We start from the raw sequence: 26,451 nt of genomic DNA on the forward strand, positions 1-26,451 counted from the left end.
CCTTTGCGGACTCAGGCCGCGTTGCCCATCAGTTCGTCGAAAGTCACGTCCTTGTCGGTGGTCTGGGCCTTTTCGCTGACCCAGGCGACGACATTGTCCTCGATCACCACGGCCTCGGCCTGGGCCAGGCGCTCGGGTTGGGCGTAGTACCAGCGCACCAGTTCGGACGGATCCTCGTAGCTCTGCGCCATTTCCTCGACCAGCGCGCGGACCTGCTCGGGCTTGGCGTGCAGTTCGTTGGTCTTGACCAGTTCGGCCATGATCAGGCCCAGGCGGACGCGGCGCTCGGCCTGCTCGGCGAACCAGGACGGATCGACCGGAATGTCCTTGGTCTTCATGCCGCGCATCTCCAGGTCGCGGCGGGCGTTTTCGGCCAGTTGCTGCGACTCGGACTGCACCAGCGCCTTCGGCACTTCGATCGGGGTCACGGCGATCAGCGCGTTCATCACCTGTTCCTTGACCTTGGCCTGGATGCGGCGCTTGACCTCGCGCTCGAGGTTGCCCTTGACCTCTTCGCGCAGCTTGGCGACGTCACCGTCGGCCACGCCCAGCGAACGGGCGAAGTCGGCGTCGATCTCGGGCAGCACCGGGCCTTCGACCTGCTTGACCTTGATCTCGAACTGGACGGTCTTGCCGGCCAGATCGGCAGCGTGGTAGTCCTCAGGGAAGGTCATGTCGAAAGTCTTGCTCTCGCCTGCTTTCAGGCCGGTAACGGCGGTCTCGAAGTCCTTCAGCATGGCACCAGCACCGATGACAAAGGGGAAGTCTTCGGCCTGGCCGCCCTGGAACACCTCGCCATCCTTGCGGCCGGTGAAGTCGATCACGACGCGGTCGCCTTCGGCAGCGGCACGGTCGGCGGCAGTGAAGGAGGTGCGTTGCTTGCGCAGCACGTCGAGAGTCTTATCGACTTCGGCATCGCCGACCGCCAGCGCCGGGCGTTCGATCTGCTGGCCGGCCAGATCACCGACGGCGACCTCCGGGTAAACCTCGAACACGGCGCTGAATTCCAGCGTGCCTTCGGCGGCGCCTTCCTTCGGCTCGATGCTCGGGTAGCCGGCCATGCGCAGGTTCTGCTCGCGCACCTTGTCGCCGAGGGCCTTCTCGACCGCGGCACCGACCGCTTCGCCGCGTGCCTGGCCGCCATGCGTCTGGGCGACGATCTTCATCGGCACCTTGCCCGGGCGGAACCCCGGCATCTTCACCGTACGCGCCATGCGCTTGAGGCGGGCATCCACCTCTTTCTCGATGTCTGCCAGCGAAACGGCGATGTCGATACGGCGCTCGAGCGCGCTCGGGGTTACCTGGTTCTGCTCCATTGGGTCGATCCTGAGAAGTCAAAAAAACCGTTCTCGCCGGCGTCGGCATGCATCCTGGACAAGGACGCACGCACACGTCGCCAGCGCAAACGCGTTGAACGAAAGGCGGGATTCTAGCACAGCGCCCGCGTCTCGCTTGGGGACCGGACAAGACCGTGACACCGGACACGAAAACCGCGTGGAAACACCGCAAAACAGGCGTCTGGCGCGGAACTCGCACCCACACGGAGCCTCTGATGCTACAGAGCTGGCCAGCGCGCAAGCGCGCCTGTGCTCACCCTCATACAGGCTGGATGCAGTTGGCAGGACACCGGGCGCGTATCATCAGGCACGCACCCCTCGCATCGATCGTCAGGGAGATTGCCATGTCCATCTTCAATGCTTACCAGGCCCGCTTCGAGGCGTCACGCGAAGAGGAAATGTCGCTGCAGGAGTATCTCGAACTCTGCCGCAGCGACCGCATGGCCTACGCCTCGGCCGCGGAACGCATGCTGGCCGCGATCGGCGAGCCCGAACTGGTCGACACCCGCCTCGACCCGCGCCGCTCGCGCATCTTCTCCAACAAGCTCATCCGGCTCTACCCGGCCTTCCGCGACTTCTACGGCATGGAAGAGGCGATCGAGCAGATCGTCTCCTACTTCCGCCACGCCGCGCAGGGTCTGGAGGAGAAGAAGCAGATCCTCTACCTGCTCGGCCCGGTCGGCGGCGGCAAATCCTCGCTGGCGGAGAAGCTGAAGTCGCTGATCGAGAGGATCCCCTTCTACGCCGTCAAGGGCTCGCCGGTGCATGAGTCGCCGCTCGGCCTGTTCGACGCCCAGGAAGACGGCCGCATCCTCGAGGACGACTTCCACATCCCGCGCCGCTACCTCGACACCATCATGAGCCCATGGGCGGTCAAGCGCCTGCACGAGTTCGGCGGCGACATCACCCGGTTCCGCGTCGTCAAGCTGATGCCTTCGGTGCTGCGCCAGATCGCGGTCGCCAAGACCGAGCCGGGCGACGAGAACAACCAGGACATCTCCTCGCTGGTCGGCAAGGTCGACATCCGCAAGCTCGAACAGTATTCGCAGGACGACCCCGACGCCTACAGCTACTCCGGCGGTCTGTGCCTGGCCAACCGCGGCCTGCTCGAATTCGTCGAGATGTTCAAGGCGCCGATCAAGGTCCTGCATCCGCTGCTCACCGCGACCCAGGAAGGCAACTACAAGGGCACGGAAGGCTTCGGCGCAATCCCCTTCGACGGCATCGTGATGGCGCACTCGAACGAATCCGAATGGGTCGCGTTCAAGAACAACCGCAACAACGAGGCCTTCCTCGACCGCATCTACACGGTCAAGGTGCCCTACTGCCTGCGGGTGTCGGACGAAATCCGCATCTACGAGAAGCTGCTGGCCCACAGCTCGCTGTCCGAAGCGCCCTGCGCGCCCGACACACTGAAGATGATGGCGCAGTTCTCGGTGCTGTCGCGGCTGAAGGAGCCGGAAAACTCCAGCATCTTCTCCAAGATGCGCGTCTACGACGGCGAGAACCTCAAGGACACCGACCCCAAGGCCAAGAGCTACCCGGAATACCGCGACTATGCCGGCGTCGACGAAGGCATGACCGGGCTATCCACCCGCTTCGCCTTCAAGGCGCTGTCAAAGGTGTTCAACTTCGACCACCGCGAAGTCGCCGCCAACCCGGTGCACCTGATGTACGTGCTCGAACAGCAGATCGAGGCCGAGCAGTTCCCGGCCGAGAGCGAAGCGCGCTACATGGGCTACATCAAGGAATACCTGGCGCCGCGCTACGCGGAGTTCATCGGCAAGGAAATCCAGACCGCCTATCTCGAAAGCTACTCGGAGTACGGCCAGAACATCTTCGACCGCTACGTGACCTATGCCGACTTCTGGATCCAGGACCAGGAGTTCCGAGACCCGAACACCGGCGAGATCCTCGACCGCGGCGCGCTCAACGACGAACTGGAGAAGATCGAGAAGCCGGCCGGCATCAGCAACCCGAAGGACTTCCGCAACGAGGTGGTCAACTTCGTGCTGCGCGCCCGCGCCAAGAACGACGGCCGCAACCCGAGCTGGACTTCCTACGAAAAGCTGCGCGCGGTGATCGAGAAGAAGATGTTCTCCAACACCGAGGATCTGCTGCCGGTGATCAGCTTCAACGCCAAGGCCAGCGCCGACGAGCAGAAGAAGCACCAGGACTTCGTCGACCGCATGATCGAGAAGGGCTACACCGAAAAGCAGGTGCGCCTGCTGTGCGAATGGTATCTGCGCGTACGCAAGTCGTCATGACCCCGTGTGGATGAGGTGCGCGCCTGCCATGGCGCGCACCATTGCCGGCTTCGGCCCGAGGAGGAGGCATGGTCCGCATCATCGATCGACGCTTCGACAGCAAGAACAAGAGCGCGGTCAACCGCCAGCGCTTCATGCGTCGCTTCAAGCAGCAGATCCGCAAGGCGGTGTCCGGCGCGATCGAGGGCCGCTCGATCCGCGACCTTGAGAATGGCGAGGAAGTCGCCATCCCCGCGCGCGACCTGTCCGAGCCTTCGCTGCATCATGGCAAGGGCGGAATCTGGGAGCAGGTCTTTTCCGGCAATGACCAGTTCGGCGCCGGCGACCTGATCAACCGCCCGCTCGGCGGCGGCGCGGGCGGCGCCGGCCAGGGCAAGGCGAGCAACGAGGGCGAGCACGAGGACGAGTTCGTCTTCCAGCTCTCGCGCGAGGAATTCCTCGACCTGTTCTTCGAAGATCTCGAACTGCCGCGCCTGGTCCGCACCCAACTGGCCAAGGTCACCGATTACAAGACCCAGCGTGCCGGCTTCACCGCCGACGGCGTGCCGGCCAACATCAACATCATCCGCTCGATGCGCAGCGCGCTCGGCCGCCGGCTCGCGCTCGGTTCGCCCTACGCCGGCAGGCTGCGTCAACTCCAGCAGCAGCTCGACGAACTGCTGGCCCGCTGCAATGGCGACGAAAGCTGCGAAGACGGCGACGAAGCCCGCGCGCTGCGCGAGGAAATTGGAAAGCTGCGCGAAAAGATCGAGCAGATTCCCTTCATCGAGCGCTTCGACCTGCGCTACAACAACCGCATCCGCGTGCCCTGCCCCACCACCCAGGCCGTGATGTTCTGCCTGATGGACGTCTCCGGCTCGATGAGCGAGGAGCGAAAATCCACCGCCAAGCGCTTCTTCATGCTGCTCTACCTGTTCCTGACGCGCAGCTACGAACACATCGAAGTCGTCTTCATCCGCCATCACACCGTGGCCAAGGAAGTCGACGAGGACGAATTCTTCCACTCGCGCGAATCCGGCGGCACCGTTGTATCCAGCGCGCTGCTGCTGATGCGCGACATCCTGCGCCAGCGCTACGCCAACGGCCAGTGGAACATCTACGGCGCGCAGGCTTCGGACGGCGACAACTGGGACAACGACTCGCCGCTGTGCAGCCAGTTGCTCGGCCGCGACATCCTGCCGTGGTGCCAGTACTTCGCCTACATCGAGATCACCGCCGGCGAGCCGCAGAACCTGTGGCGCGAATACGCCCGCATCGCCGACGAACAGCCCCACTTCGCGATGCAGCGGATCGAGTCGCCGGCCGACATCTACCCGGTGTTCCGCGAACTGTTCAAGAAGACGATCCTATGACGACCACGACTATCCGCAAGCCCGAGCCCCTGCCGCGCGGCTCGGAATGGTCGATCGAGAGCATCGACCGCTACCACGCCGAAATCGCCCGCGCCGCCGCCCACTACCGGCTCGACACGTACCCGGTGCAGATCGAGATCATCACCGCCGAGCAGATGATGGACGCCTACGCCTCGGTCGGCATGCCGGTGAACTACCACCACTGGTCCTTCGGCAAGCAATTCCTCGCCACCGAGAAGGGCTACCGCCGCGGCCAGATGGGGCTGGCCTACGAGATCGTCATCAACTCCAACCCCTGCATCGCCTACCTGATGGAGGAAAACACCCTGACGATGCAGGGCCTGGTGATCGCCCATGCCGCCTACGGCCACAACAGCTTCTTCAAGGGCAACTACCTCTTCCGCACCTGGACCAACGCCGACGCCATCATCGACTACCTGATCTTCGCGCGGAACTACATCAGCGAATGCGAGGAGCGCCACGGCGAGGAAGAGGTCGAAAACCTGCTCGACGCCTGCCATGCGCTGATGAACCTCGGCGTGGACCGCTACAAGCGCCCGCCCAAGCTCTCGCTCGCCAAGGAAAAACTCCGCCAGCAGGAACGCGAAGAATATCTGCAGAGCCAGGTCAACGAACTCTGGCGCACGCTGCCGGCGCACGACATCCATGCCCGCCCCGAACCGTCGAGCCGCTTCCCGGCCGAACCCGAGGAGAATCTGCTCTATTTCATCGAGAAAAACGCCCCGCTGCTCGAACCCTGGCAGCGCGAGATCGTGCGCATCGTGCGCAAGATCGCGCAGTACTTCTTCCCCCAGCGCCAGACCCAGGTCATGAACGAAGGCTGGGCCACTTTCTGGCACTACACCCTGCTCAACCACCTGTACGACGACGGCCTGCTCGCCGACAGCTTCATGCTCGAATTCCTGCAGTCGCACACCAACGTGGTGCACCAGCCGCCCTACAACGCCGCCTGGTACAACGGCATCAACCCCTACGCGCTCGGTTTCGCGATGTGGCAGGACATCCGCCGCATCTGCGAGCACCCGGACGACGAAGACCGCCGCTGGTTCCCCGAGATCGCCGGCAGCGACTGGCTCGAGACCTTCGATTTCGCGATGCGCAATTTCAAGGACGAAAGCTTCATCGCCCAATACCTTTCACCCAAGGTCATGCGCGGCTTCCGCATGTTCGCGGTGCTCGACGACGACCGCGAGCACAAACTGAAGGTCTCGGCCATCCACGACGAGGACGGCTTCCGCCACGTACGCGACGTCCTCTCCGACCACTACAACCTCGGCGCGCGGGAACCCAACGTACAGGTCTGGAACGTTGACCTGCGCGGCGACCGTTCGCTGACGCTGCGCCACCAGCAGCACAAGCGCCGTCCGCTGGGAGACTCAACTGGTGAAGTCATGAAGCACCTGGCCCGGCTGTGGGGTTTCACCGTGCGCCTGGAGACGGTCGGGACCGACGGCCAGGTCGAACTGACGGCCGAGATACGCAGCGCGAAGCGCCGCGCAGGCGACACCGGCTGACGCGCCCCGATAGACGGTTTTTGCCATTGGGCTTGTTTATCGCGGCCTCATTGACAATAATGATTCTCATTACTTTGACAATGATCCTGCGACGGCCTCATGCCTCCACATCTCGACCGCAAACAGCGTTGGCTCTGGGCCGCGATCCGCATCCGTTGCGCACTGCTGCCGGATGAGCCGCGCCTGATCCCGCACTACCTCGCCGAAGCCGATGCGCTGGTACGCCGAGCACGGATACCGGCCTGGGAAGCGTACTGGCGCGCAGCCGAACTGCTGGCCAGCACCGCCGCCGACCGCGCTCTGCCCAATCACTGGCGCCACCTGTGCCTCGACCATCTGCACCACCCCATGGCGCAACTGGCCGGCTGCGCCTTCAGTCCGCAGCAGAAAGCACGGCTGGCCGCTCTTCGATGGCGCATTGCCAATCTGGATCTGTCCTCATCTTTCCAGCTCGACAGTCCGGACCCTCCTTTCGACTGAGCGGTCTTTCCACAACTCACCTCACTCGAGGCGGCGCCAGCGAACGCCCGCCTCTCACTTCACCAACAGGAGCATCGCCCATATGAGCACACGCCAGGAATACGACACCTTCGGCCCGATCGACGTCCCCGCCGACCGCCTGTGGGGCGCGCAGACCCAGCGCTCGCTGATCAACTTCGCCATCTCCACCGAGCGCCAGTCCACCGAACTCATCAACGCCCTCGCCCTGGTCAAGCGCGCCGCCGCGCGGGTCAACCACGGCCTGGGCCTGCTGCCCGCCGAGAAGGCCGACGCCATCATCGCCGCCGCCGACGAAGTGCTCGCCGGCAAGCACCCGGACGAATTCCCGCTCGCCGTCTGGCAGACCGGCTCAGGCACGCAGACCAACATGAACCTCAACGAAGTGCTCGCCAACCGCGCCAGCGAACTGCTCGGCGGCGAACGCGGCGAAGCGCGCCTCGTCCACCCCAACGACGACGTCAACCGCAGCCAGTCGAGCAACGACGTCTTCCCCACCGCGATGCACGTCGCCGCCACGCTGGCAATCGCCCAGAAGCTGCTGCCGGCGCTGGCCCGGCTGCGCACCACGCTGGAAGACAAATCCCGCGCCTTCGCCGACATCGTCAAGATCGGCCGCACCCACCTGCAGGACGCCACGCCGTTGACGCTGGGGCAGGAAATCTCCGGCTGGGCCGCGCAACTCGCCCACGGCGAGCGCCACCTGCGCGCCGCGCTGCCACACCTGGGCGAACTGGCGCTGGGCGGCACTGCGGTCGGCACCGGGCTCAACGCGCCCAAGGGCTATGCCGAAGCCGTCGCCGCCGAGATCACCCGCCTCAGCGGCCAGGATTTCGTCACCGCCCCCAGCAAGTTCGAGGCCCTGGCGAGTTGCGACGCGCTGGTGCATGCCCACGGCGCACTCAAGACCCTCGCCGCCAGCCTGATGAAGATCGCCAACGACGTGCGCTGGCTCGCCAGCGGCCCGCGCAGCGGCCTCGGCGAGATCTCGATCCCGGAAAACGAGCCCGGCTCCTCGATCATGCCGGGCAAGGTCAACCCGACCCAGAGCGAGGCGATGACCATGCTCGCCGCCCAGGTCATGGGCAACGACGTCGCCATCAACATCGGCGGCGCCTCGGGCAACTTCGAGCTCAACGTCTTCCGCCCGATGGTCATCCACAACTTCCTGCAGAGCGTGCGCCTGCTCGCCGACGGCATGAACAGCTTCAACGACCACTGCGCCGCCGGCATCGAACCGAACCGCGCCCGCATCACCGAACTGGTCGAACGCTCGCTGATGCTGGTCACCGCGCTGAATCCGCACATCGGCTACGACAAGGCCGCGCAGATCGCCAAGAAGGCCCACAAGGAAGGCAGCAGCCTGCGTGAAGCCGCGCTGGCGCTGGACTACGTCTCGGCGGAAGATTTCGACCGCTGGATCGACCCCGCCAGGATGGTCGGCTGATCGAGGAAACCGGACGGCCAGCCGAAAGCCGGATCGGCGGCCGCTACCGGCCGGGCTATGGCATCGAAGCCCTGCTGACCGCCGTCGAACGCAGGAATCGCGCGCACGACGACACCGTGTATCGTCCCTCGAGCTTAGCCTTGCCCGACCTGACCGGCAGCAATTTCGCGGCCAGTTTCAGCTGCCGCTTCTGACCAGTGCCCCTCGGGCAACACAGCAGAAAGGATCGCCGGGGCGGCACGTGACCGCCCCGGTGTTTCAGCAGGTTCAGCGGCGAATAAGCCGCAACGGACGTTCACGCTGCACCGCAGCGCGCCTTACAATTTCCCCTTTACCTGACGGCGCGCCCATCATGTTCCTGTCCGCCCTACCGATCTACCCCGTCGCCGGCATCCGAGAAATCGAAGGCAAGCTCATCCCCAGCGCACGTCCGCCGCTGATGGAAAGGGCCGGCCGCGCCGCTGCCGAAGACGCGGTACGCCTGATCATGGATCGCCCGGGGCCGATCCTGATCGCCTGCGGGCCAGGCAACAACGGCGGCGACGGCTTCGTCATGGCCCGCCAGTTGGCTCAGGCCGGGCGCGAAGTGCAGGTCGCCTTCGCCGCCGATGCGCAGAATCTGCCCGCCGAGGCCGCCAAGGCCTACGCCGACTTCCTCGCCGCAGGCGGCCAGACCATTTCCGACCTGCCAGCGGCACCGGCACAAGGCTGGGCCCTGGTGGTGGATGCGATCTTCGGCATCGGCCTCAAGCGCGGCATCGAAGGCCGTTACGCGGCCTGGATCCAGACCCTGAACGCCCAACCTTCGCCGCGCATGGCGCTCGACGTGCCCAGCGGCCTCGACGCCGACACCGGCCAGCCACTCGGCACGACCTTTTGCGCCACCCACACGACGACCTTCATTTCGCTCAAGCCCGGCCTGCTGACCAACGACGGCCCGGACTACTGCGGCGACATCAGCGTGCAGCGGCTGGACATCGACGCACCGGCCTGGCTGCCCGCCGCCGGCCATGCGATCACGCCCGCGCTGTTCCGCAACCTGCTGGTGCGCCGGCCGCGCAACAGCCACAAGGGCCTGTACGGCGATGCCGGCATCCTCGGCGGCAATGCCGGCATGGTCGGTGCAGCGCTGCTGGCCGGACGTGCGGCCCAATGGCTGGGTACCGGCCGGGTGTATGTCGGCCTGCTCGATCCCAACGGCCCGGCGGTGAACTTCTCGCACCCCGAACTCATGCTGCGCCGCGCCGCGCAGCTCCCGGCACGCCTGAGTGCGCTGGCGGTGGGCCCCGGCCTGGGCACCGATGCCAATGCTGCCGCACAACTGGCCGCAGCCCTCGCCCGCGACATCCCGCTCGTGCTGGACGCCGATGCATTGAACCTGATCGGCAACGATGCCGCGCTGCAGAACCAGCTTGCCGCCCGGCAGATGCCGACCGTGCTGACACCGCATCCGGCCGAGGCCGGACGCATGCTGGGCATCGGCACTGCGGCAGTACAGGCCGACCGGCTGCAGGCCGCTCTCGCCATCGCTCGCCGCTACCGGGCCCTGACGGTGCTGAAAGGCTGCGGCTCGATCATCGCCACGCCCGACTGCCGCTGGTTCATCAATACCAGCGGTCACCCCGGCATGGCCAGCGCGGGCATGGGCGACGTGCTCACCGGCCTCGTCGCCGGCCTGCTCGCCCAGGGCTGGCCCGCCGAGTCGGCATTGGTCGCGGCCGTGCACCTGCATGGCGCAGCGGCAGATCGCCTGGCGCGTGAAGGCATCGGCCCGATCGGCCTGAGCGCCAGCGAAACCATCGTCGCCGCCCGCGGCATGTTCAACGGCTGGATCGTCGAAGCGCAGCAGGACACGAACCGCGACAACCAGCGTGATTCGCGCCCGTTGATAACGCTGGGCAAGCACTGATCCCGGCACCGCCGCCCCGGCCTGCCCCGGGCGCGATGCTAGAATCGCGCCTCCTGTCACCTGCCCGCTCACCGCCATGCTCTCTGAACAGCTTCGCGTCGAAATCCAGCGCAACATCGCCGCCTCCCTGGCCGAGGACATCGGCACCGGCGACCTGACTGCGCGCCTGATCGCACCCGATACCGAGGCCCGCGGCCGCGTCGTCACCCGCGAGGATGCGGTGATCTGCGGTACCGCATGGTTCGATGCCGCCTTCGCCGCCCTCAGCCCGGCAGCCGTCGTGGACTGGCGCGTCCGCGACGGCGACGTGGTCAAGGCCGGCGACGTGCTGTGCGACATCATCGCGCGTGCGCAAGTGCTGCTGACCGCCGAGCGCACCGCACTGAACTTCCTGCAGCTGCTGTCCGGCACCGCCACGGTGACGCGCCGCTTCGTCGATGCCGTGGCCGGCACAAGAGCCAGGATCGTCGACACCCGCAAGACCCTGCCCGGCCTGCGCCTGGCACAGAAGTACGCGGTCGCGATCGGCGGCGGCACCAATCACCGGGTCGGCCTCTACGACGGCATCCTGATCAAGGAAAACCACATCATCGCCGCTGGCGGCATCCGCGAAGTGGTCGAGCAGGCGCGCTTGATCGCCCCGTCGAATGTCTTCATCGAGGTCGAAGTCGAAAACCTCGACGAACTGATGGAAGCGCTGGATGCCGGTGTGAAGATGGTGCTGCTCGACAACATGAGCCTGGACGACATGCGCGAAGCCGTCGCCATCAACGCCGGGCGCGCTGAGCTGGAAGCTTCCGGCGGGGTCAGCCTGGAGCGGGTACGGGCCATCGCCGAAACCGGCGTCGACCGCATCTCGATCGGCACGCTGACCAAGGACGTGCGCGCGCTCGACCTCTCGCTCCGCCACGTCGAAGCCGAGGCCTGAGCCTCAGCCGATGGCCGACGACGACGCCAGCGCTTCCCTGCCGTCCTGGCCGATGGTGCCGGCCTGCTACGGCTGGCTGTCGCTCGACGCCCGCGGCCGCTGGCGCCTGAAGGGCGAAGCGATCTCCCATCCCGGCTTGATCGCTTTCCTGAATGCCAACTACTCCCACGACGGCGAAGGCAACTGGCTGGTGAACAACGGCCCCCAGCGGGTTTACGTCGCGCTGGAAAGTGCCCCCTGGGTGCTGCGACTGCAAACCGATGGCAACTTTCTCACTCATACCGGGCGTGCGGTAACAGCGACCAGCCCACTGCTGCTCGACGCCGAAGGGCGGCTGTTTCTCGCCACCGACGCCGGCCCTGCTGCGCTGGACGATCGCGATCTGGCGATGCTGCTGGGCGAAGTCCGCGACTCGGCAGGCGAAATCGCTGACGAGGAAGCCTTGACTGCGCTGATCTCGGGTGCAGTTGAGCCCCAACTGCGATGGAAAGGCCTGGCGCTGCAATCACTGGCTGAAGGACGGCAGGCGGCAGCGGATCGCCTCGGCTTCATCTACGATCCACAAGCCGAGCCGGCCTGACCCCCCTTCAAGCGCAAGCGGTACCGCGAGAGCGCCGCAGAGCCGGGACTCCACGGCGCTTGCAAGCTCAGACGCGCTCGGTGATGAAACCCTTCACCGCATCCACGTCCGGCGCCATCACCTCGACGCGCTGCGGCAGCTTTTCGATGCCTTCGAGGTCGGCGGGACGCTCCGGCTCGCGCCCCAGCGCCTCGACGATGGTTTCGGCGAACTTGACCGGCAGCGCGGTTTCCAGCACCAGCACCGGCACGCCGGCGGGGACTTCGGCGGCGCGCTCCCAGGCGACCTTGACGGCGTCGGCGGTGTGGGTGTCGATCATCACGCCGTACTGCTCGTAAACCTTGCGGATGGTCGCCAGGCGGTCGGCGTGGCTGCTGGCGCCCGAAGTGAAGCCGAAGTCGCCGATGCGGGCGAATTCTTCCGAGGCCGACAGATCGAAGGGACGGCCGGCATCGACTTCCGCCCACAGCGCGGCGACCTTCTGCGGCTCGCGCCCGACCAGGTCGAAGACGAAGCGCTCGAAGTTGGACGCCTTGGAGATGTCCATCGACGGGCTGGAGGTGACGTGGGTCTCGGCGGCCTTGCGCGGGCGGTAGACGCCGGTGCGGAAGAATTCGTCGAGCACGTCGTTCTCGTTGGTGGCAAGGATCAGCTTCGCCACCGGCAGGCCCATCTGGCGGGCGATGTGGCCGGCGCAGATGTTGCCGAAGTTGCCTGAGGGCACGCAGAACGCGACCTGCTCGTCATTGCTCTTCGTCGCAGCGAAATAGCCCTTGAAGTAATAGACGATCTGCGCCGCGACACGCGCCCAGTTGATCGAATTGACCGCACCGATTTTGTGCTTCGCCTTGAAGGCATGGTCGTTCGACACCGCCTTCACGATGTCCTGGGCGTCGTCGAACATGCCGGTGACGGCGATGTTGAAGATGTTGTCGTCCTGCAGCGAATACATCTGCGCGCGCTGGAAGGCGCTCATCTTGCCGTGCGGCGACAGCATGAACACGCGCACGCCGCGCTTGCCGCGCATCGCGTACTCCGCCGCCGAGCCGGTGTCGCCCGAGGTTGCGCCGAGGATGTTGATCGTCTCGCCGCGCTTGGCCAGCACATGCTCGAACAGGTTGCCGAGCAGCTGCATCGCCATGTCCTTGAAGGCCAGCGTCGGGCCGTTGGACAGCTCCAGCAAACCCAGCCTGCCCTCTTCCAGCCAGTGCACCGGCGTGATATCGCCGGCCTTGTCGCCCTCGCGCACGTGGCAGTAAACCTCGGCGGTGTAGGTCTTGTCGCAGATCGCCTTCAGGTCGGCCGGCGGGATGTCGGTGACGAACTTCGACAGGATGGCGAACGCCAGCTCGGCGTAGGAGAGATTGCGCCAGGCATCGAGTTCGGCGCGCGTCACCTGAGGGTAGGTCTCGGGCAAGTACAGCCCGCCATCGGGTGCAAGGCCGCCGAGCAGGATGTCGCAGAACTCGGGGTTGGCAGGCTGGCCGGCGTGGCCTCGGGTGGAGATGTATTTCACGGAGGAAGTCCTCGGAGACTGGGCTGGAATCGGACCGGACGAAGCATCCGGGCGCAAACATGCGATTTTAACGAATGCTGCGACGCCCGACATACCGTTGCAACCCTGTCAGACGGCTACAATCGCTGCGCTAAACGACAAAAACCGGAGAACACCATGAGTTTCGGCAACATCATCGGCCAGATCCTGCAGCAAGGCATGGCCAGCCAGAGCCGTTCGAGGCTCGATCACACCCTCGGTTCGTCCGGGCTGGGCGGCGCCGGCGGCCTTGGCGATCTGCTCGGCACCGTGCTGGGCGCGGGCGGCGGCGGTCGCGGCGCTGCGGGCGGCGGCCTGGCGGACGTGCTCGGCAGCGTGCTCGGCGGCGGCCAGGGTGCGGCGCGCGGCACCGGCGGGATGGGTGGCCTGGGCGACCTGCTCGGCGGCGTGCTGGGCGGCGCGGCAGGCGGCCGTGGCGGCGCCGGCGGCGGCCTGGGCGATCTGCTCGGCGGCATGCTGAGTGGCGGAAGCGGCGGCGCCAGCCGCGCCGGCTCGGGCAACCCGCTCGGCGGCACCGGCATGGCCATCCTCGCCACGCTGGCGATGGCGGCATTGAAAAACTGGCAGCAGAGTTCGCGTGCGTCGGCGGCGGGCTTCACCGCAGAAGTGGCCACGCCCCAGGCCGAAGCCGCGATGGTGGCAACGATGACCTCGCCCGAGACCGAACAGCTTGTGCTGCGCGCGATGATCTCGGCAGCCAAGGCCGATGGCGAGGTGGACGAAAGCGAAATCCAGCGCATCGTCGGCAAGATCAGCGAAGACGGCGTCACTGCGGCGGAGAAGCAGTTCGTCGTGAACGAGCTGCATCGCCCGCTGGATCTGGAGGCCCTGATCGCAGCCGTGCCCAACCAGGCGGTCGCGGCTCAGATCTATGGTGCCTCGCTGCTGGCGATCGACATTGACACCGAAGCCGAAGTGGCCTACCTGCGCCAGCTTGCGCGCGGGCTGGGACTCGATGGCGAGACCGTCGCCCGTCTGCACCAGCTCACTGGCGTGCAGGCCTGACGCAAAACGTTACCGCGGGCGCGATGCCTTGCCAGCGAGGGAGCATCGCGCACAGCTGTTTATCTTCTCATTGCCAGGAGCGCCCTCATGTCCGCATTGATCGAAGCCTTGCGCCGCCGGCTGCCCGCCGAACGCGTGATCACCGACGAACTGCGCCGCCTGGCCTACGGTACGGACGGCAGCTTCTACCGCCTGATCCCGGAGGTCGTCGCCGTCGTCGATAGCGAGGATGAGGTGCGCGAGGTCGTGCACCTCGCCAGCCGTCACCGCAGGCCGGTCACCTTCCGCGCCGCCGGCACCAGCCTGTGCGGCCAGGCAGTCACCGACGGCGTGCTGGTGCTGCTCGGCGAAGGCCTGGCATCCTGTAGGATCGCTGCCGACGGCAGCGCCGTGGAAGCCGGACCGGCCATCATCGGCGCCGAGGTCAACCGCCGGCTGGCGCCGCTAGGCCTCAAGATCGGCCCCGACCCGGCATCGATCAATGCCGCGAAGATCGGCGGCATCGCCGCCGACAACAGCAGCGGCATGTGCTGCGGCACGGCGCAGAACAGCTACAACACGCTGGCCGCGATCCGCGTGCTGCTGGCCGACGGCAGCCTGCTCGACACCGCCGATGCGGCCAGCGTCGCGGCCTTCCGCGGCAGCCATGCGACACTGCTCGAACGCCTGGCCGCGCTGTCCGCCGGCATCAGGGCCGACGAGGCGCTCTGCGCCCGCATCCGCAGCAAGTACAAGATCAAGAACACCACCGGCTACAGCCTCAACGCCCTGGTCGATTTCGACGACCCGGTGGACATCCTTGCCCACCTGATGATCGGCTCGGAAGGCACGCTCGGCTTCATTTCCCGCGTCACCTACCGCACCGTGCCGGAATACGCCCACAAGGCCAGCGCGCTGGTGTTCTTCCCCGGCATGGAGAGCGCCTGTCTGGCGGTGGCCGGTTTGAAGTCGGCGCCGGTGGATGCGGTCGAACTGCTAGACCGCGCTTCGCTGCGCGCGGTGGCCGACAAGCCGGGCATGCCGCCTGTGCTGCGCGACCTGGCCGACGGCGTCACCGCGCTGCTGATCGAGACGCGGGCGCCGTCCGCCGCGGAGCTGGGCGAACGCATGGATGCCGTGCTGGCCGAACTGGCTCGCCATCCGCTGATCGAAGCGCCCGCCTTCACCACCGATGCCACCGAGATCGCACGCCTGTGGAACGTGCGCAAGGGCACTTTCCCGGCAGTCGGCGCCGTGCGCAAGCCCGGTACCACCGTCATCATCGAGGACGTCGCGGTCGCGGTGCCCGACCTCGCCGCCTGCTGCCTGGACCTGCAAGCGCTGTTTGCCAAGCATGGCTACCACGAGGCGATCATCTTCGGCCATGCGCTGGAAGGCAACGTCCATTTCGTGTTTACCCAGGATTTCGGCATCGACAGCGAAGTTGCCCGCTACGCCGCCTTCATGGACGAGCTCTGCACCCTGCTGGTGGAAAAGTACGACGGCTCGCTGAAGGCCGAACACGGCACCGGGCGCAACATGGCGCCCTTCGTCGAGCTGGAATGGGGCGCGCAGGCCTATGCGCTGATGAAGGAGATCAAGCAGCTGTTCGACCCCGAAGGCCTGCTCAACCCAGGCGTCATCATCAACGACGATGCCGAGGCCCACATCAAGCACCTGAAGCCGATGCCTGCCGCCGGAGAGCTGTACGCGCCGGTCGATCGCTGCATCGAGTGCGGCTTCTGCGAGCCGCAATGCCCCTCGCACGGCCTCACGCTGTCGCCACGCCAGCGCATCGTCGGCTGGCGCGAGCTGTCGCGGCGCAAGGCGGCAGGCGAAGCGCCCGGCGAACTCGGCCAGGATTACCTCTACATGGGCCTGGACACCTGTGCCACCTGCGGCCTGTGCGCCACCGCCTGTCCGGTCGGCATCGAGACCGGCGCGCTGACCCGCGCGGTGCGCGGCGAGAACCTGTCCTCGGTCGCCCGCAAGCTGGGCCGCGTCGCCGCCAACCATTTCGGCGCCACCCAGGCGCTGGCCCGTACCGCCCTGAAAGCCGGCCATGCCGCCGAATCCCTGCTCGGCCTGCCGCGCCTCGCCAGCCTCAGCGGCGGCGCATGGAAAGCCGGCATGCCGCGGCCCCAGCCCCTGGGCCGCACCACCCGCGCCGACGGCGACAAGGTGGTCTATTTCCCGACCTGCGCCGGCCGCATGTTCGGCGCCGATACGCCGGAGGATGCGCTGTCGGCCACCGTGATCCGCGTGCTCGAACGTGCGGGCTACGCGCCGATCGTGCCCGAGGGCGTCAATGCACTGTGCTGCGGCCAGTCCTTCGCCAGCCGCGGCCTCGCCGAGGACGCCGAGCGCAAATCGGCCGAACTGGAAGCCGCGCTGCGCCTTGCCAGCGAGAACGGCCGCTACCCCATCGTGCTGGATGCCAGCGCCTGTTCGCTGCGGATGAAGACCTTCCTCGGCGAGCGCCTGCCGGTGTACGACCTCGTCGAGTTCGCCCACGACGCCCTGCTGCCGCGCCTGATGCTGGCGAAGAAGAACTCGCCGGTACTGGTGCATCTGAACTGCAGCGCGCGCCGCATGGGTTTCGAAGACAAGCTCACCCGGCTCGCTCGCGCCTGTGCCGAACAGGTGACGCTGCCGGCGGAAGTCAAATGCTGCGGCTTCGGCGGCGACCGCGGCTTCGTCGTGCCCGAACTGAACGCTCACGCGCTGCGCAAGCTGGGCGGCGATGTGCCGGCAGGCTGTTGCGGCGGCTACTCCAGCAACCAGACCTGCGAGATCGGCCTCACCGCCGCCACCGGCCTGCCCTACCGCTCCATCGTGCACCTGCTGGACGAATGCAGCCGGGAAGCGATGGAACAGGCCCGCTGCTGACGAAGCCATGCTGCGACGCATCGAGTCCATCGTCCGCTTCGTGCCGGACATCGAAGCCGCCGCGGCGTGGTACGCCGAGCTCCTGGGCGGCAGCCTGCGGCACGAGAATCCGCGCTACGCTTTCGTTCACGCGGACGGCATCACCCTGGGCTTTCACCCGGCGGATGCGAAATGTCCGGGCGGCGTCGGCGGCACCACGGTGTATTGGGAAGTGCCGGACATCGACGCCGCGATCCGTCATCTGGAAGCCAGGGGCGCCGTGCGGCATCGCGGCCCGATCACCACCGACTTCGGCGCCCGCGCCGCGATGCTGCTCGATCCCTTCGGCTGCACCATCGGTCTCAACCAGGGCAGTGCCCGCTCCCGCGACCTGATCCAGGGCGGCTGAGCGGGCAACACCTGGAGCATTCAGTCGGTTTCCAGCCGGAAGCCGATCTTCAGCGTGACCTGGAAGTGCGCGACCTTGCCATCGACGACGTGGCCGCGGGTTTCGATGACCTCGAACCAGTCGATGTGGCGGATGGACTGCGCCGCAGCCTCGATGGCGTTGCGAATCGCGGCATCGCTACCTTCACTGGACGAACCGACGATTTCGACGAGCTTGTAGAACGTGATCGGACATGTCTGCCTCCTGTTGGTGAGTTGATATTCAGGCATCGTCGTCATCACGGCCCTGCCGCGCCTCGAAACCCCGCACCGAGGAACGATAGGCACGGACGCCGAGCACGGCGACCGCGACGAGGATGCCGATGAAGACGATGAGCTTGAATGCCATGAAAGCCGGTCCTGTTTGCCGCCGGTACCAGCGGCCGCTGTGCATGTAAGCAGTGTAGCCGCGAGTCCGCAGAAGCGCTCGCGGCTCGGCGCCCCACACTCGGCGCGCCCGGCTTTCAGCCGGCGTTCGCCTCCAGCCAGGCCGCCCGCTCCAGCCAGCGGCTGGCCTTGTCCGCCGCGAGCCCGGGCGCGGCCGCGATGCGGCGCAGTGCCGCAGGATCGGGCCGGTGCGCGATCACCGTGTCCCAGTACTCGGCCAGCGTCAGCCAGGGGTTCGGCCGTTCGAGCAGTTCGATGCCGTCGCCGGCGCACAGGCGGCCTTCGCGCAGCACCCGGTAGTACCAGCCGGTCACCCCTGCAGCCTCGACGAAGCGCGAAGCGTCCTTCACTTTCAGCCGCAGATCGATCTTCCAGCACGGCGAGCGCGGCTGGCTGACCTGTACCTCGGCCTCACCGATGCGCAGCACGTCGCCGATGCAGACATCGTGTTCGGTCAGGCCGCGCGTGCTGAGGTTTTCTCCCAGCACTCCCGGCCCGACCATCGCCGCGCACTGCGGCCACTCCTCGGCCAGCAGCGCATAGTGCTCTGCCGGGTAATGATGCAGCGCCTTGTCCGGCCCGCCGTGGTGGCGCAGGTCGGCCTGCTCGTCTCCCTCCAGTCCGGTCGGGCCCAGCTGCACCGGGCCATCGACCGCCGACTTGAAGATTCCGCTGGCCTCGCCTTCGGGCAGCATCAGGCGCACGCGCCCGATGAAGACCTGATCGACCGTGCTCGTCAACGCTGCGCCTGCCATTTCCGTTCCATGCTCCGGGACAAAGGCGGTCAGCTTACCGGGGCCAGTCCACCCGCGCCAGCGGGCATCGGAAATGAAGGGGCGAAGGGACGTCTGGCCAGCACTAGGGAAATTTTCTTATACCCATGCCAATAGCGGGGAAATAAGCTGCCCGGCAAGTCAGATCGTCATGAGCCAAAGGGAGCTTTCCATGAATACGCGAGCGATCCTGCGAACCGCCTGCATCGGCTGTTCGCTGTTGCTGGCCTCCGCAGCCGCATCGGCCGACGCCGATGCGATCAAGCGCGGCGAATACGTTGCCCGCATGGGCGACTGCGTCGCCTGTCACACCGCGCCGGACGGCAAGCAGATGGCCGGCGGTCTGGCGCTGGAGACGCCGTTCGGCACGTTGCACTCCACCAACATCACGCCCGACAAAAAGGCCGGCATCGGGCAATACAGCTTCGAGCAGTTCGACCGCGCGATGCGCAAGGGCGTGGCCGCCGACGGCCACAACCTGTACCCGGCGATGCCCTACCCGTCCTACGCCAGGATGACGGAAGCGGACATGCGCGACCTGTACGCCTACATGATGAACGGCGTCGAGCCGGTCGAGCAGGCGAACAAGGAAAACGACATGCAATGGCCCTACAGCATGCGCTGGGGCCTGTCGCTGTGGAACGCCTTCTTCCTCGACGACGAAGCCTTCAAGCCCGATCCCGAGCAGTCCGAACAGTGGAACCGCGGCGCCTACATCGTGCAGAGCCTGGGCCACTGCGGCGCCTGCCACACCCCGCGCGGCTTCGCCTTCCAGGAAAAGACGATGAGCGACAAGGGCGGCACGGGAGACAGCTTCCTCGCCGGCGAAACCGTCGAAGGCTGGCGCGCGCTGAGCCTGCGCAACCTGTGGACGCCCGAGGACACCGCCGAACTGCTCAAGACCGGCCGCAACAAGCACGGCACGGTGTCGGGCAACATGGTGGACGTGGTGCAGCACAGCACCCAGTACATGACGGCCGAAGACCTGCTCGCGATGGGCGTCTATCTGAAGTCCCTGCCCCCGGGCAAGGACGACCTGCCGATGCAGATCGCCCGGGGCCCGGCGCCCAACATCGTGCCGCTGCCGGCCGGCATGGGCGCGGCACCGGAAGACGACGTGCCGACCACCATCTTCATCACCCGCGGCGGCCTGGGCTACCTGCAGTTCTGCGCCGACTGCCACCGCGCCAACGGCAACGGCGTGCCCAACGTGTTCCCGCCGCTGGCCGGCAACCACACGCTGCAGTCGCAGGACCCCGCGACCCTGGTCCACATCATGCTGACCGGCTGGCGCGCGCCGATGACCGAAAGCCACAAGCGCCCGCTGTACATGCCAGCCTTCGCCCAACTGGGCGACCAGGAAATCGCCGACATCCTGAACTTCACCCGCCGCAACTGGGGCCGCGGCGATGCGCGTGAAGTGCTGGCCAGCGACATCGCCAACGGCCGCAAGCACCTCGGCGCCAAGGGCATCAACGAGCGGCCGTTCGAGACGCCACGCCTGGCCGACATGCTGAAGGAACCGAACGCCGAACAGCTCGTGCTCGGCGCCCGCCTGAACATCGACTCCGCCCGCATGCTGCCCAACCACGTCGGCGCGGCGATGAACTGCGCAAGCTGCCACCTAAACGCCGGTACCGTCGCCGATGGGTCGCCCTATGTCGGCGTGTCGGCCTTCTTCCCCAGCTACGGCGCCCGCGCAGGCCGCGAAATCACCCTGGAAGAGCGCATCAACGGCTGCTTCCTGCGCTCGATGAACGGCAAGGCGCTGCCCAAGGAAGGCGAGGAGATGAAGGCCATGGTCGCCTACTTCGACTGGATGAAGCGCGAGACCAAGCCCGAAGACCGCGTCGAAGGCCGCGGCATCGGCAAGATCGACCGCAGCATCGTGCCGAACCCCGAGAACGGCAAGCTGGTTTATGCCGAGCAGTGCGCGATCTGCCACGGCGACGAAGGCGAAGGCATCAAGGACGCCAGGGGCCGCTGGGTCTACCCGCCGCTGGGCGGCGACCACTCCTTCAACATCGGCGCCGGCATGGCCCGCATCTACACCGCCGCGGCCTTCGTCAAGCGCAACATGCCGATCGCCTTCCACGACGGCTTCCCGCTCGGCCAGGGTGGCCTGACCGACCAGGAAGCGGTGGACGTGGCAGCCTGGTTCAGCCACTTCGACCGTCCGGACTTCCCGCCGAAGGTCAAGGACTGGCCCAAGGGCGGCAAGCCTTCGGATGCCCGCTACTGACGAGGGTTTGAGGACTTCTCCTGCGTGAGCTTGGGCCGGCGGAAACGCCGGCCCTTTTCATTCATGGGATTTCGCTTGATCCACACGCAATGCCTTGTCGAAATGCGTCGTGCCATCACCGCTTGCAAAGACCGTGAAGCCGGAGCCTTCCCAGAAGCTGATGGCTTCCGATCGATCGCTGCTGGCATGCAGGTAAAGCGTCTCGAAACCCAGGCGGCGGGCTTCGCTCTCGGCAAAGCTGCTCAACCAGCGCCCGAGCCGCTGCCCGCGATGCTTCCCACCGACATAGACACGCACCAGTTGCGCGACATTTCCGGCATCCGGGTAGCGTGCCGAAAAAGCAGCGGCCAGATCCGGCTTGCGGGCAAGGCAATACAATCCGGCAGTGGCGACGATCCCGCCATCAGCCGTCGTCAGGGCCCAGAACGCCCCGCGCTCATACGAACCGAACCATGATCCCGCACCTTCATCCGCCAGAAGATCGAGATCGGCATGCCAGTCGGCGCGATAGCCGGTGCCGTAAACCTCCTTGATGGTATCGAGACAAAACCGGCGCACCGCCGCACGCCGGCATTGCGGGGCAACGGGCACGAACATGCAGCTCAGGCCGGACGGCAGGCCCGTCTTTGTCGACATGGAAAGTCCTTCCATTCAGGCATGGATTCGAGCGCCCCCCTCGCCGCTCAGTCCAGCGCTTCGGGATCCGCGCGCAGGAAGAGCCGCGCCAGTTCGGCGGCAGAGGAAATACCGGCCTTCTCCATCACGTGCTGGCGATGGATATGCACCGTCTTCTCGCTGATGCCCAGTTCGGCGGCGATCAGCTTGTTGGGCAGGCCGCGCGCGACCAGGTGGGCCACTTCCTGCTCGCGCGGCGACAAGTGGGCAAGCGCGGCGCGGGCGCCGTCGCGCCGCTGCGCTTCGTCGAGCATCGTGGCACAGCGCTTGATGGCCTTGGCCACGGCGTCGATGATCGCCTGGTCGTCGAAAGGCTTCTCGATGAAATCGCAGGCGCCGCATTTCATCGCCTGCACCGCCATCGACACGTCGGCGTGCCCGGTCATGAACAGGATCGGCGCATCGAAGCCGCGCTCGCGCAGCACCTGCTGCAGCTCCAGCCCGCTCATCGCCGGCATGCGGATGTCGAGCAGCAGGCAGCAGGGATGCTCGGGACAGTTGCAGGCGCCGATGCCGGCAAGGAATTCCTCCGCCGAACCGAACAGCCGCACCGGCCAGCCTTCGGCCTCGAGCAGGAAGCGCAGCGAGCGGCACAGCGCGGGGTCGTCGTCCACGACGTAGACGACCGGGTTTTCAGTTTGAAGCGGCATGGCAAGGCAGGGAGAAGGAGAAGCGCATGCCGGACGGTATATTGCTTTCGGCCCACAGGCGACCCCCGTGTGCTTCGACGATGGTCTTGCAGATCGGCAAGCCGAGGCCAAGACCGTCCGGCTTGGTGGTGAAGAAAGGTTCGAACAGACGGGATTGCTGCTCCGCCGTCAGACCGCAGCCCTGGTCGATGACATGCACCAGCAGGCGCTTGTCGGCGGTTTCCAGGCGGATGGTGACGGCCTGGCGTTCCGGCGGCAGCCCTCGTCCGGCATCGATCGCGTTTTTGACCAGGTTCAGCAGCACCTGCTGGATCTGCGGTCCGTCGGCCAGCACCTCGCAACCGGGCGGCAGCTCGTTCTCGCAGACGATCAGGGGCGCATGCAGCAGCATGCCTTCGATCAGTTTGCGTGTACTGTCGGCCAGCGCCGGCATGTCCGCCGGCTCGCGCACCGCCGTACGCTTGCGCGCGAAGTCGCGGATGCGGCGCATGATGCCGCCGGCCCGTTCGGCCTCGCTGCCGATCTCGCCGCAGGCTTCGACCACCGCCGCGTCGGTCAGGCGGCCGTCGGCGTGCCGGCGCAGCAGGCTGCGGGCATAGTTGCCGATGGTGGTCAGCGGCTGGTTGATCTCGTGCGCCAGGCTGCCCGACAGCTCGCCGAGGATGGACAGGCGGGACAGGTGCTCCATCTGCTCCTGATGGCTGCGCACCCTCGCCTCGGCTTCGTCACGGGCGCGCAGCGAGGCGCGCAGTTCGGCGGTGCGGCGCTGCACCAGGTGTTCGACCCGCACCGTATGCACGCCCCAGGCGGTCAGCACCAGGGCGAGAACCAGCAAGGCGGGCCAGAAACGGCGCAGCAGGCCCGCCAGCGTGACATCGCGCAGATGGGCGTATGGACCGGTTCGCAGTTCGCGGTACAGCTCATGCACCGTCTGGTAGTCGGCCGGCACCGTCCACGCCATGCCGGTGTCGGCAGGCATCGACAGCAGGGCCTGGGCCACCTGCTTGGACAGGCTGTGCCCGATGCCGCGCGTCACCGCGATCGGCCAGTCCGGGTACAGCGGCGTGCTCAGGCCGCAGGGAAAAGCCGCCGCGGTGGTGTCCACGCTTCGGCGATCGCCGAGTACCCGGAAGTCCTCCAGCCGCAGCACGCCGCGCGCTGCGGCCTGCTCGATGAAGCAGCTGCGCACCACGCCGGCATCGGCTTCGCCGCGCTGCACGGCGGCAACGATGCGCATCATGGGCACGCCGAGGAAATGGATTTCCTTGAAATGCGACTCAGCGTCGATACCCTGCGCCAGCATCTCCCGCACCACCAGCAGGTAGCCGCCGAACGCGTCCGGCGCCATCGCCGCCAGGCGCTTGCCGCGCAGGTCGGCCAGCGTCTCCAGGTCGGCACGGTCGCTGCGGACGATCAGCGCTGAACCGGTCCCCTTGTCCGGTGACAGCGCCTGCGGGGAATCCAGCGTGGCGATCCGGCTCAGGCCGAACTCGTTCTCCATCGCCACGTAGTAGCCGGGGTTGGTGACGACAAGATCGACGCGCTGCTCACGGATCGCCGCGCGCAGGCTGTCGGCGTCGAAATGTTCGAGATTGAAGCGGTAGCCGGGAACGCGTTCGTTCAGGAAACGGGTCAGCGGCGCCCAGTCCAGCGCTGCTGCCAGTTCCCCCTGGTAGGCGAGGACGCCGATGGTGACGTCCTGGGGACTGCCGCCGTTTTCGGCCTGCACCGGGCCGGACAGCAGGCTGAAGCCGGACAGGATCAACAGACAGAGCCGAATGGCCCGCTGCAGCACGGCCTGGCCGTGAAGCCCGGCTGACGGCTGTCGCCGGTGCAGCCGCATCCCGCTGTAACCGCCGTCGTGCCACATCGGCTAGCTATCCGGCATTGAACGCTCGGACACGCCGAAAGCCGCGCTTCCTCCGCCTGCACCCATTCCCATGCCGCCGCCACCGCCGCCCCGGGCACCGCCCGCAGCCGCACGGCCGCCCGTGCCCGACGGCCGTGCGGGGCCTTGGGCAGGGATTGCCGCATCGGCCGGGACCGGCGCCAGATCCAGCGCCTGGCGGATGAAGTCACGCAGGGAGACGACCAGCTCGTCGGTATGGACGTGCTCACCGGCGACCAGCTGGCGGCTCGCCGCAGCGGCAAGGCGCACCTGTTCTTCGGTACCGAGCAGGATGACGTCGGACAGCGCCGCTTCCACCGCGTCCCGAATCCGCCGGGTGCGCTCGGAACTGGACGCCTGCTGCGCAGCGCTCTCGCCCTCGTCCTCCGCACCGGTTTCGCGACGAAGATCGCGCATGTGGGTGGGGTCGACGGTGAGCGTGCCGGTGAAGGAGCCACCCAGCGTCTTGTAGGCAGCGATCAGCGTCTTCAGGCGTTCGTTGATCTGCCGGTTCACCCGCTCACGCCGCTGCTGGATCGAGAACATCATGACCAGCCGGATACCCATGCTGATCAGCGTGAACAGCGCAAGGCCGATGACGGTCAGCAGCAGGTCGGGCCAGGAGGTGAAGTCGAAGAAGCGCACTTGCGTTCCGGAAGAGTCGTTATCGACGGAAGCACCGGCCTGGGCGCATCCACCGCCCGCATCGAAGCCCTGTCGCAGCCTGGCCGATGAACCGGCCACGGCTGCCGTTCCGCAAGCAGGACCTTACTGCAGCGCTTCCATCCTCAGGCGCGTGACCTTGCCCTGCACCACCGGCAGCGCCTCGATCCGGCCGATCGCAGCGTTGGCGTTGCGCTCGACGGTCTGGTGCGTGAGCATGATGATGTCGGTATGCGATTCGCCTTCCGCCGCTTCCTTCTGCAGCAGCGCTTCGATCGAGATGTCGCTGTCGGCCAGGATGCGGGTGATGTCGGCCAGCACGCCGGGCTTGTCCTCGACCCGCATGCGCAGGTAATAGGAAGTGACGACGTCCTCGATCGGCAGCACCGGCACGTCGCGTACCTGGTCGGGCTGGAAAGCGAGGTGCGGCACGCGGTGCTCGGGGTCGGAAGTGTGCAGGCGGGTGATGTCGACCAGATCGGCGATGACGGCGGAGGCGGTCGGCTCGGCGCCCGCGCCCTTGCCGTAGTACAGCGTGGCGCCGACGGCGTCGCCCTGTACCAGCACCGCGTTCATCGCGCCTTCGACGTTGGCGATCAGGCGCTTGGCCGGGATCAGCGTCGGATGCACCCGCAGCTCGACGCCCTGCTCGCGGCGGCGGGCGATGCCGAGCAGCTTGATGCGGTAGCCGAGCTGCTCGGCATAGGTGATGTCGACCGAATCCAGCTTGGTGATGCCTTCGACGTAGGCCTTGTCGAACTGCATCGGGATGCCGAAGGCGATCGCGCTCATGATCGTCGCCTTGTGCGCGGCGTCCACACCTTCGATGTCGAAGGTCGGGTCGGCCTCGGCGTAACCCAGCGCCTGCGCTTCCTTCAGCACCTCGGCGAAGGGCAGGCCCTTATCGCGCATCTCGGACAGGATGAAGTTGGTGGTGCCGTTGATGATGCCGGCCAGCCACTGGATGCGGTTGGCGGTGAGGCCTTCGCGCAGCGCCTTGATGATCGGGATGCCGCCGGCCACCGCGGCCTCGAAGGCCACCATCACGCCCTTCTTCTGCGCCGCGGCGAAGATCTCGTTGCCGTGCACCGCGAGCAGCGCCTTGTTGGCGGTAACGACGTGCTTGCCGTTCTCGATCGCCTTCAGCACCAGTTCCCTGGCCACGCCGTAGCCGCCGATCAGCTCGATGACGATGTCGATTTCCGGATCGCTGACGACCGCGAAGGCGTCGTCGGTCAGCCTGGCTTCGCCGCCGGTGACCTTGCGCGCAAGCTCCAGGTTCTTGTCGGCCACCGCGGTGATGCGGATCGGACGGCCCGCGCGGCGGGAAATTTCCTCTGCGTTGCGCTTCAGGACGGTGAAGGTGCCGCCGCCTACGGTACCGATGCCCAGCAGGCCAACATTGATCGGTTTCATGCAGTGTGTTCCGTGGTGTGTGAAATGTGTCGGTCGGGAGCGCCGCGCAG

Annotated in this window: 21 protein-coding genes and 1 pseudogene; 12 read left to right on the top strand and 10 right to left on the bottom strand. The window is 66.7% G+C overall.

The features are described from left to right. Positions 1-11: 11 nt before the first annotated feature. Positions 12-1,316, bottom strand: coding sequence for a trigger factor (gene tig / locus QM748_RS06525; RefSeq protein WP_415246215.1), 1,305 nt, complete (start codon positions 1,314-1,316; stop codon positions 12-14). 365 nt (positions 1,317-1,681) lie between these two features. Here tig and QM748_RS06530 point away from each other — a divergent pair, with 365 nt between their 5' ends. From QM748_RS06530 to QM748_RS06565, 8 genes are all read left to right on the top strand, one after another. Further along, on the top strand, positions 1,682-3,604 hold the full coding sequence (locus tag QM748_RS06530; protein WP_415246216.1) for a PrkA family serine protein kinase: 1,923 nt from the start codon (positions 1,682-1,684) through the stop codon (positions 3,602-3,604). 68 nt (positions 3,605-3,672) lie between these two features. Continuing rightward, entirely contained in the window at positions 3,673-4,956 is a 1,284-nt protein-coding gene (locus tag QM748_RS06535; protein WP_415246217.1) for a YeaH/YhbH family protein, read from the top strand. After that, positions 4,953-6,491 carry a SpoVR family protein gene (locus QM748_RS06540; RefSeq protein WP_415246218.1) on the top strand — a complete coding sequence of 513 codons (1,539 nt, stop codon included), beginning with the start codon at positions 4,953-4,955 and terminating at the stop codon, positions 6,489-6,491. The genes QM748_RS06535 and QM748_RS06540 overlap by 4 nt, the downstream gene beginning before the upstream one ends. A gap of 99 nt (positions 6,492-6,590) precedes the next feature. Beyond that, positions 6,591-6,971, top strand: coding sequence for a hypothetical protein (locus QM748_RS06545; protein WP_415246219.1), 381 nt, complete (start codon positions 6,591-6,593; stop codon positions 6,969-6,971). Positions 6,972-7,053: 82 nt separating this feature from the next. After that, positions 7,054-8,436, top strand: a complete 1,383-nt coding sequence (fumC, locus tag QM748_RS06550; protein WP_415246220.1) for a class II fumarate hydratase — start codon at positions 7,054-7,056, stop codon at positions 8,434-8,436. 352 nt (positions 8,437-8,788) lie between these two features. Beyond that, positions 8,789-10,345, top strand: a complete 1,557-nt coding sequence (locus tag QM748_RS06555; protein WP_415246221.1) for an NAD(P)H-hydrate dehydratase — start codon at positions 8,789-8,791, stop codon at positions 10,343-10,345. Between the two features lie 76 nt (positions 10,346-10,421). After that, the gene (gene nadC, locus QM748_RS06560; protein WP_415246222.1) at positions 10,422-11,273 is read left to right on the top strand and encodes a carboxylating nicotinate-nucleotide diphosphorylase; all 852 of its coding nucleotides are present in this window, start codon (positions 10,422-10,424) and stop codon (positions 11,271-11,273) included. Between the two features lie 10 nt (positions 11,274-11,283). After that, positions 11,284-11,853 (top strand): DUF2946 family protein, encoded by a 570-nt coding sequence (locus QM748_RS06565; protein ID WP_415246223.1) that lies wholly within the window; start codon positions 11,284-11,286, stop codon positions 11,851-11,853. A gap of 67 nt (positions 11,854-11,920) precedes the next feature. Here the strand turns inward: QM748_RS06565 and thrC are convergent, their stop codons facing one another. Continuing rightward, positions 11,921-13,369: a threonine synthase gene (thrC, locus tag QM748_RS06570; protein WP_415246224.1), complete on the bottom strand. Its 1,449-nt coding sequence runs from the start codon at positions 13,367-13,369 to the stop codon at positions 11,921-11,923. Positions 13,370-13,525: 156 nt separating this feature from the next. Here thrC and QM748_RS06575 point away from each other — a divergent pair, with 156 nt between their 5' ends. From QM748_RS06575 to QM748_RS06585, 3 genes are all read left to right on the top strand, one after another. After that, positions 13,526-14,413: a tellurite resistance TerB family protein gene (locus QM748_RS06575; protein ID WP_415246225.1), complete on the top strand. Its 888-nt coding sequence runs from the start codon at positions 13,526-13,528 to the stop codon at positions 14,411-14,413. A gap of 87 nt (positions 14,414-14,500) precedes the next feature. Further along, positions 14,501-17,281 (top strand): FAD-binding and (Fe-S)-binding domain-containing protein, encoded by a 2,781-nt coding sequence (locus tag QM748_RS06580; RefSeq protein WP_415246226.1) that lies wholly within the window; start codon positions 14,501-14,503, stop codon positions 17,279-17,281. Between the two features lie 7 nt (positions 17,282-17,288). Next, positions 17,289-17,669 carry a VOC family protein gene (locus tag QM748_RS06585; protein ID WP_415246227.1) on the top strand — a complete coding sequence of 127 codons (381 nt, stop codon included), beginning with the start codon at positions 17,289-17,291 and terminating at the stop codon, positions 17,667-17,669. Positions 17,670-17,689: 20 nt separating this feature from the next. On the opposite strand, the pseudogene QM748_RS06590 reads toward QM748_RS06585, so the two are convergent. From QM748_RS06590 to QM748_RS06600, 3 genes and pseudogenes are all read right to left on the bottom strand, one after another. Beyond that, a pseudogene (locus tag QM748_RS06590) lies at positions 17,690-17,903 on the bottom strand (dodecin). Positions 17,904-17,930: 27 nt separating this feature from the next. Beyond that, positions 17,931-18,056 carry a hypothetical protein gene (locus QM748_RS06595; RefSeq protein ID WP_415246228.1) on the bottom strand — a complete coding sequence of 42 codons (126 nt, stop codon included), beginning with the start codon at positions 18,054-18,056 and terminating at the stop codon, positions 17,931-17,933. A 115-nt stretch (positions 18,057-18,171) separates the two neighbouring features. Further along, positions 18,172-18,834, bottom strand: a complete 663-nt coding sequence (locus tag QM748_RS06600) for an MOSC domain-containing protein (protein ID WP_415248030.1) — start codon at positions 18,832-18,834, stop codon at positions 18,172-18,174. 205 nt (positions 18,835-19,039) lie between these two features. Between QM748_RS06600 and QM748_RS06605 the strand changes: the two genes are divergently transcribed. Further along, a complete protein-coding gene (locus QM748_RS06605; RefSeq protein WP_415246229.1) occupies positions 19,040-21,109 on the top strand; it encodes a c-type cytochrome in 2,070 nt (689 codons plus the stop codon). A 57-nt stretch (positions 21,110-21,166) separates the two neighbouring features. Here the strand turns inward: QM748_RS06605 and QM748_RS06610 are convergent, their stop codons facing one another. From QM748_RS06610 to QM748_RS06630, 5 genes are read right to left on the bottom strand one after another with little or no spacing between them, the layout of a single operon-like run. Next, positions 21,167-21,745, bottom strand: coding sequence for a GNAT family N-acetyltransferase (locus tag QM748_RS06610; protein ID WP_415246230.1), 579 nt, complete (start codon positions 21,743-21,745; stop codon positions 21,167-21,169). A 47-nt stretch (positions 21,746-21,792) separates the two neighbouring features. Beyond that, the gene (locus QM748_RS06615; RefSeq protein ID WP_415246231.1) at positions 21,793-22,434 is read right to left on the bottom strand and encodes a response regulator transcription factor; all 642 of its coding nucleotides are present in this window, start codon (positions 22,432-22,434) and stop codon (positions 21,793-21,795) included. Then, on the bottom strand, positions 22,418-24,304 hold the full coding sequence (locus tag QM748_RS06620) for a PhnD/SsuA/transferrin family substrate-binding protein (RefSeq protein ID WP_415246232.1): 1,887 nt from the start codon (positions 24,302-24,304) through the stop codon (positions 22,418-22,420). Before QM748_RS06620 ends, QM748_RS06615 begins: the two co-directional genes overlap by 17 nt. 3 nt (positions 24,305-24,307) lie before the next feature. Continuing rightward, entirely contained in the window at positions 24,308-25,066 is a 759-nt protein-coding gene (locus tag QM748_RS06625; protein ID WP_415246233.1) for a hypothetical protein, read from the bottom strand. A 24-nt stretch (positions 25,067-25,090) separates the two neighbouring features. Further along, on the bottom strand, positions 25,091-26,401 hold the full coding sequence (locus QM748_RS06630) for a homoserine dehydrogenase (RefSeq protein ID WP_415246234.1): 1,311 nt from the start codon (positions 26,399-26,401) through the stop codon (positions 25,091-25,093). Positions 26,402-26,451 lie beyond the last annotated feature (50 nt).

Source organism: Thauera sp. (assembly GCF_047601425.1).
Taxonomy (GTDB): domain Bacteria; phylum Pseudomonadota; class Gammaproteobacteria; order Burkholderiales; family Rhodocyclaceae; genus Thauera.

Bases quoted from the DNA above. Each gene is read 5' to 3' on its own strand.
- QM748_RS06615 (WP_415246231.1), bottom strand. From the start codon at position 22,434: ATGCCGCTTCAAACTGAAAACCCGGTCGTCTACGTCGTGGACGACGAC.
- QM748_RS06620 (WP_415246232.1), bottom strand. From the start codon at position 24,304: ATGTGGCACGACGGCGGTTACAGCGGGATGCGGCTGCACCGGCGACAG.
- tig (WP_415246215.1), bottom strand. From the start codon at position 1,316: ATGGAGCAGAACCAGGTAACCCCGAGCGCGCTCGAGCGCCGTATCGAC.
- QM748_RS06595 (WP_415246228.1), bottom strand. From the start codon at position 18,056: ATGGCATTCAAGCTCATCGTCTTCATCGGCATCCTCGTCGCGGTCGCC.
- QM748_RS06605 (WP_415246229.1), top strand. From the start codon at position 19,040: ATGAATACGCGAGCGATCCTGCGAACCGCCTGCATCGGCTGTTCGCTG.
- QM748_RS06575 (WP_415246225.1), top strand. From the start codon at position 13,526: ATGAGTTTCGGCAACATCATCGGCCAGATCCTGCAGCAAGGCATGGCC.
- fumC (WP_415246220.1), top strand. From the start codon at position 7,054: ATGAGCACACGCCAGGAATACGACACCTTCGGCCCGATCGACGTCCCC.
- nadC (WP_415246222.1), top strand. From the start codon at position 10,422: ATGCTCTCTGAACAGCTTCGCGTCGAAATCCAGCGCAACATCGCCGCC.
- QM748_RS06530 (WP_415246216.1), top strand. From the start codon at position 1,682: ATGTCCATCTTCAATGCTTACCAGGCCCGCTTCGAGGCGTCACGCGAA.
- QM748_RS06555 (WP_415246221.1), top strand. From the start codon at position 8,789: ATGTTCCTGTCCGCCCTACCGATCTACCCCGTCGCCGGCATCCGAGAA.
- QM748_RS06545 (WP_415246219.1), top strand. From the start codon at position 6,591: ATGCCTCCACATCTCGACCGCAAACAGCGTTGGCTCTGGGCCGCGATC.
- QM748_RS06585 (WP_415246227.1), top strand. From the start codon at position 17,289: ATGCTGCGACGCATCGAGTCCATCGTCCGCTTCGTGCCGGACATCGAA.
- QM748_RS06535 (WP_415246217.1), top strand. From the start codon at position 3,673: ATGGTCCGCATCATCGATCGACGCTTCGACAGCAAGAACAAGAGCGCG.
- QM748_RS06580 (WP_415246226.1), top strand. From the start codon at position 14,501: ATGTCCGCATTGATCGAAGCCTTGCGCCGCCGGCTGCCCGCCGAACGC.
- QM748_RS06540 (WP_415246218.1), top strand. From the start codon at position 4,953: ATGACGACCACGACTATCCGCAAGCCCGAGCCCCTGCCGCGCGGCTCG.
- QM748_RS06565 (WP_415246223.1), top strand. From the start codon at position 11,284: ATGGCCGACGACGACGCCAGCGCTTCCCTGCCGTCCTGGCCGATGGTG.
- QM748_RS06610 (WP_415246230.1), bottom strand. From the start codon at position 21,745: ATGTCGACAAAGACGGGCCTGCCGTCCGGCCTGAGCTGCATGTTCGTG.
- QM748_RS06630 (WP_415246234.1), bottom strand. From the start codon at position 26,401: ATGAAACCGATCAATGTTGGCCTGCTGGGCATCGGTACCGTAGGCGGC.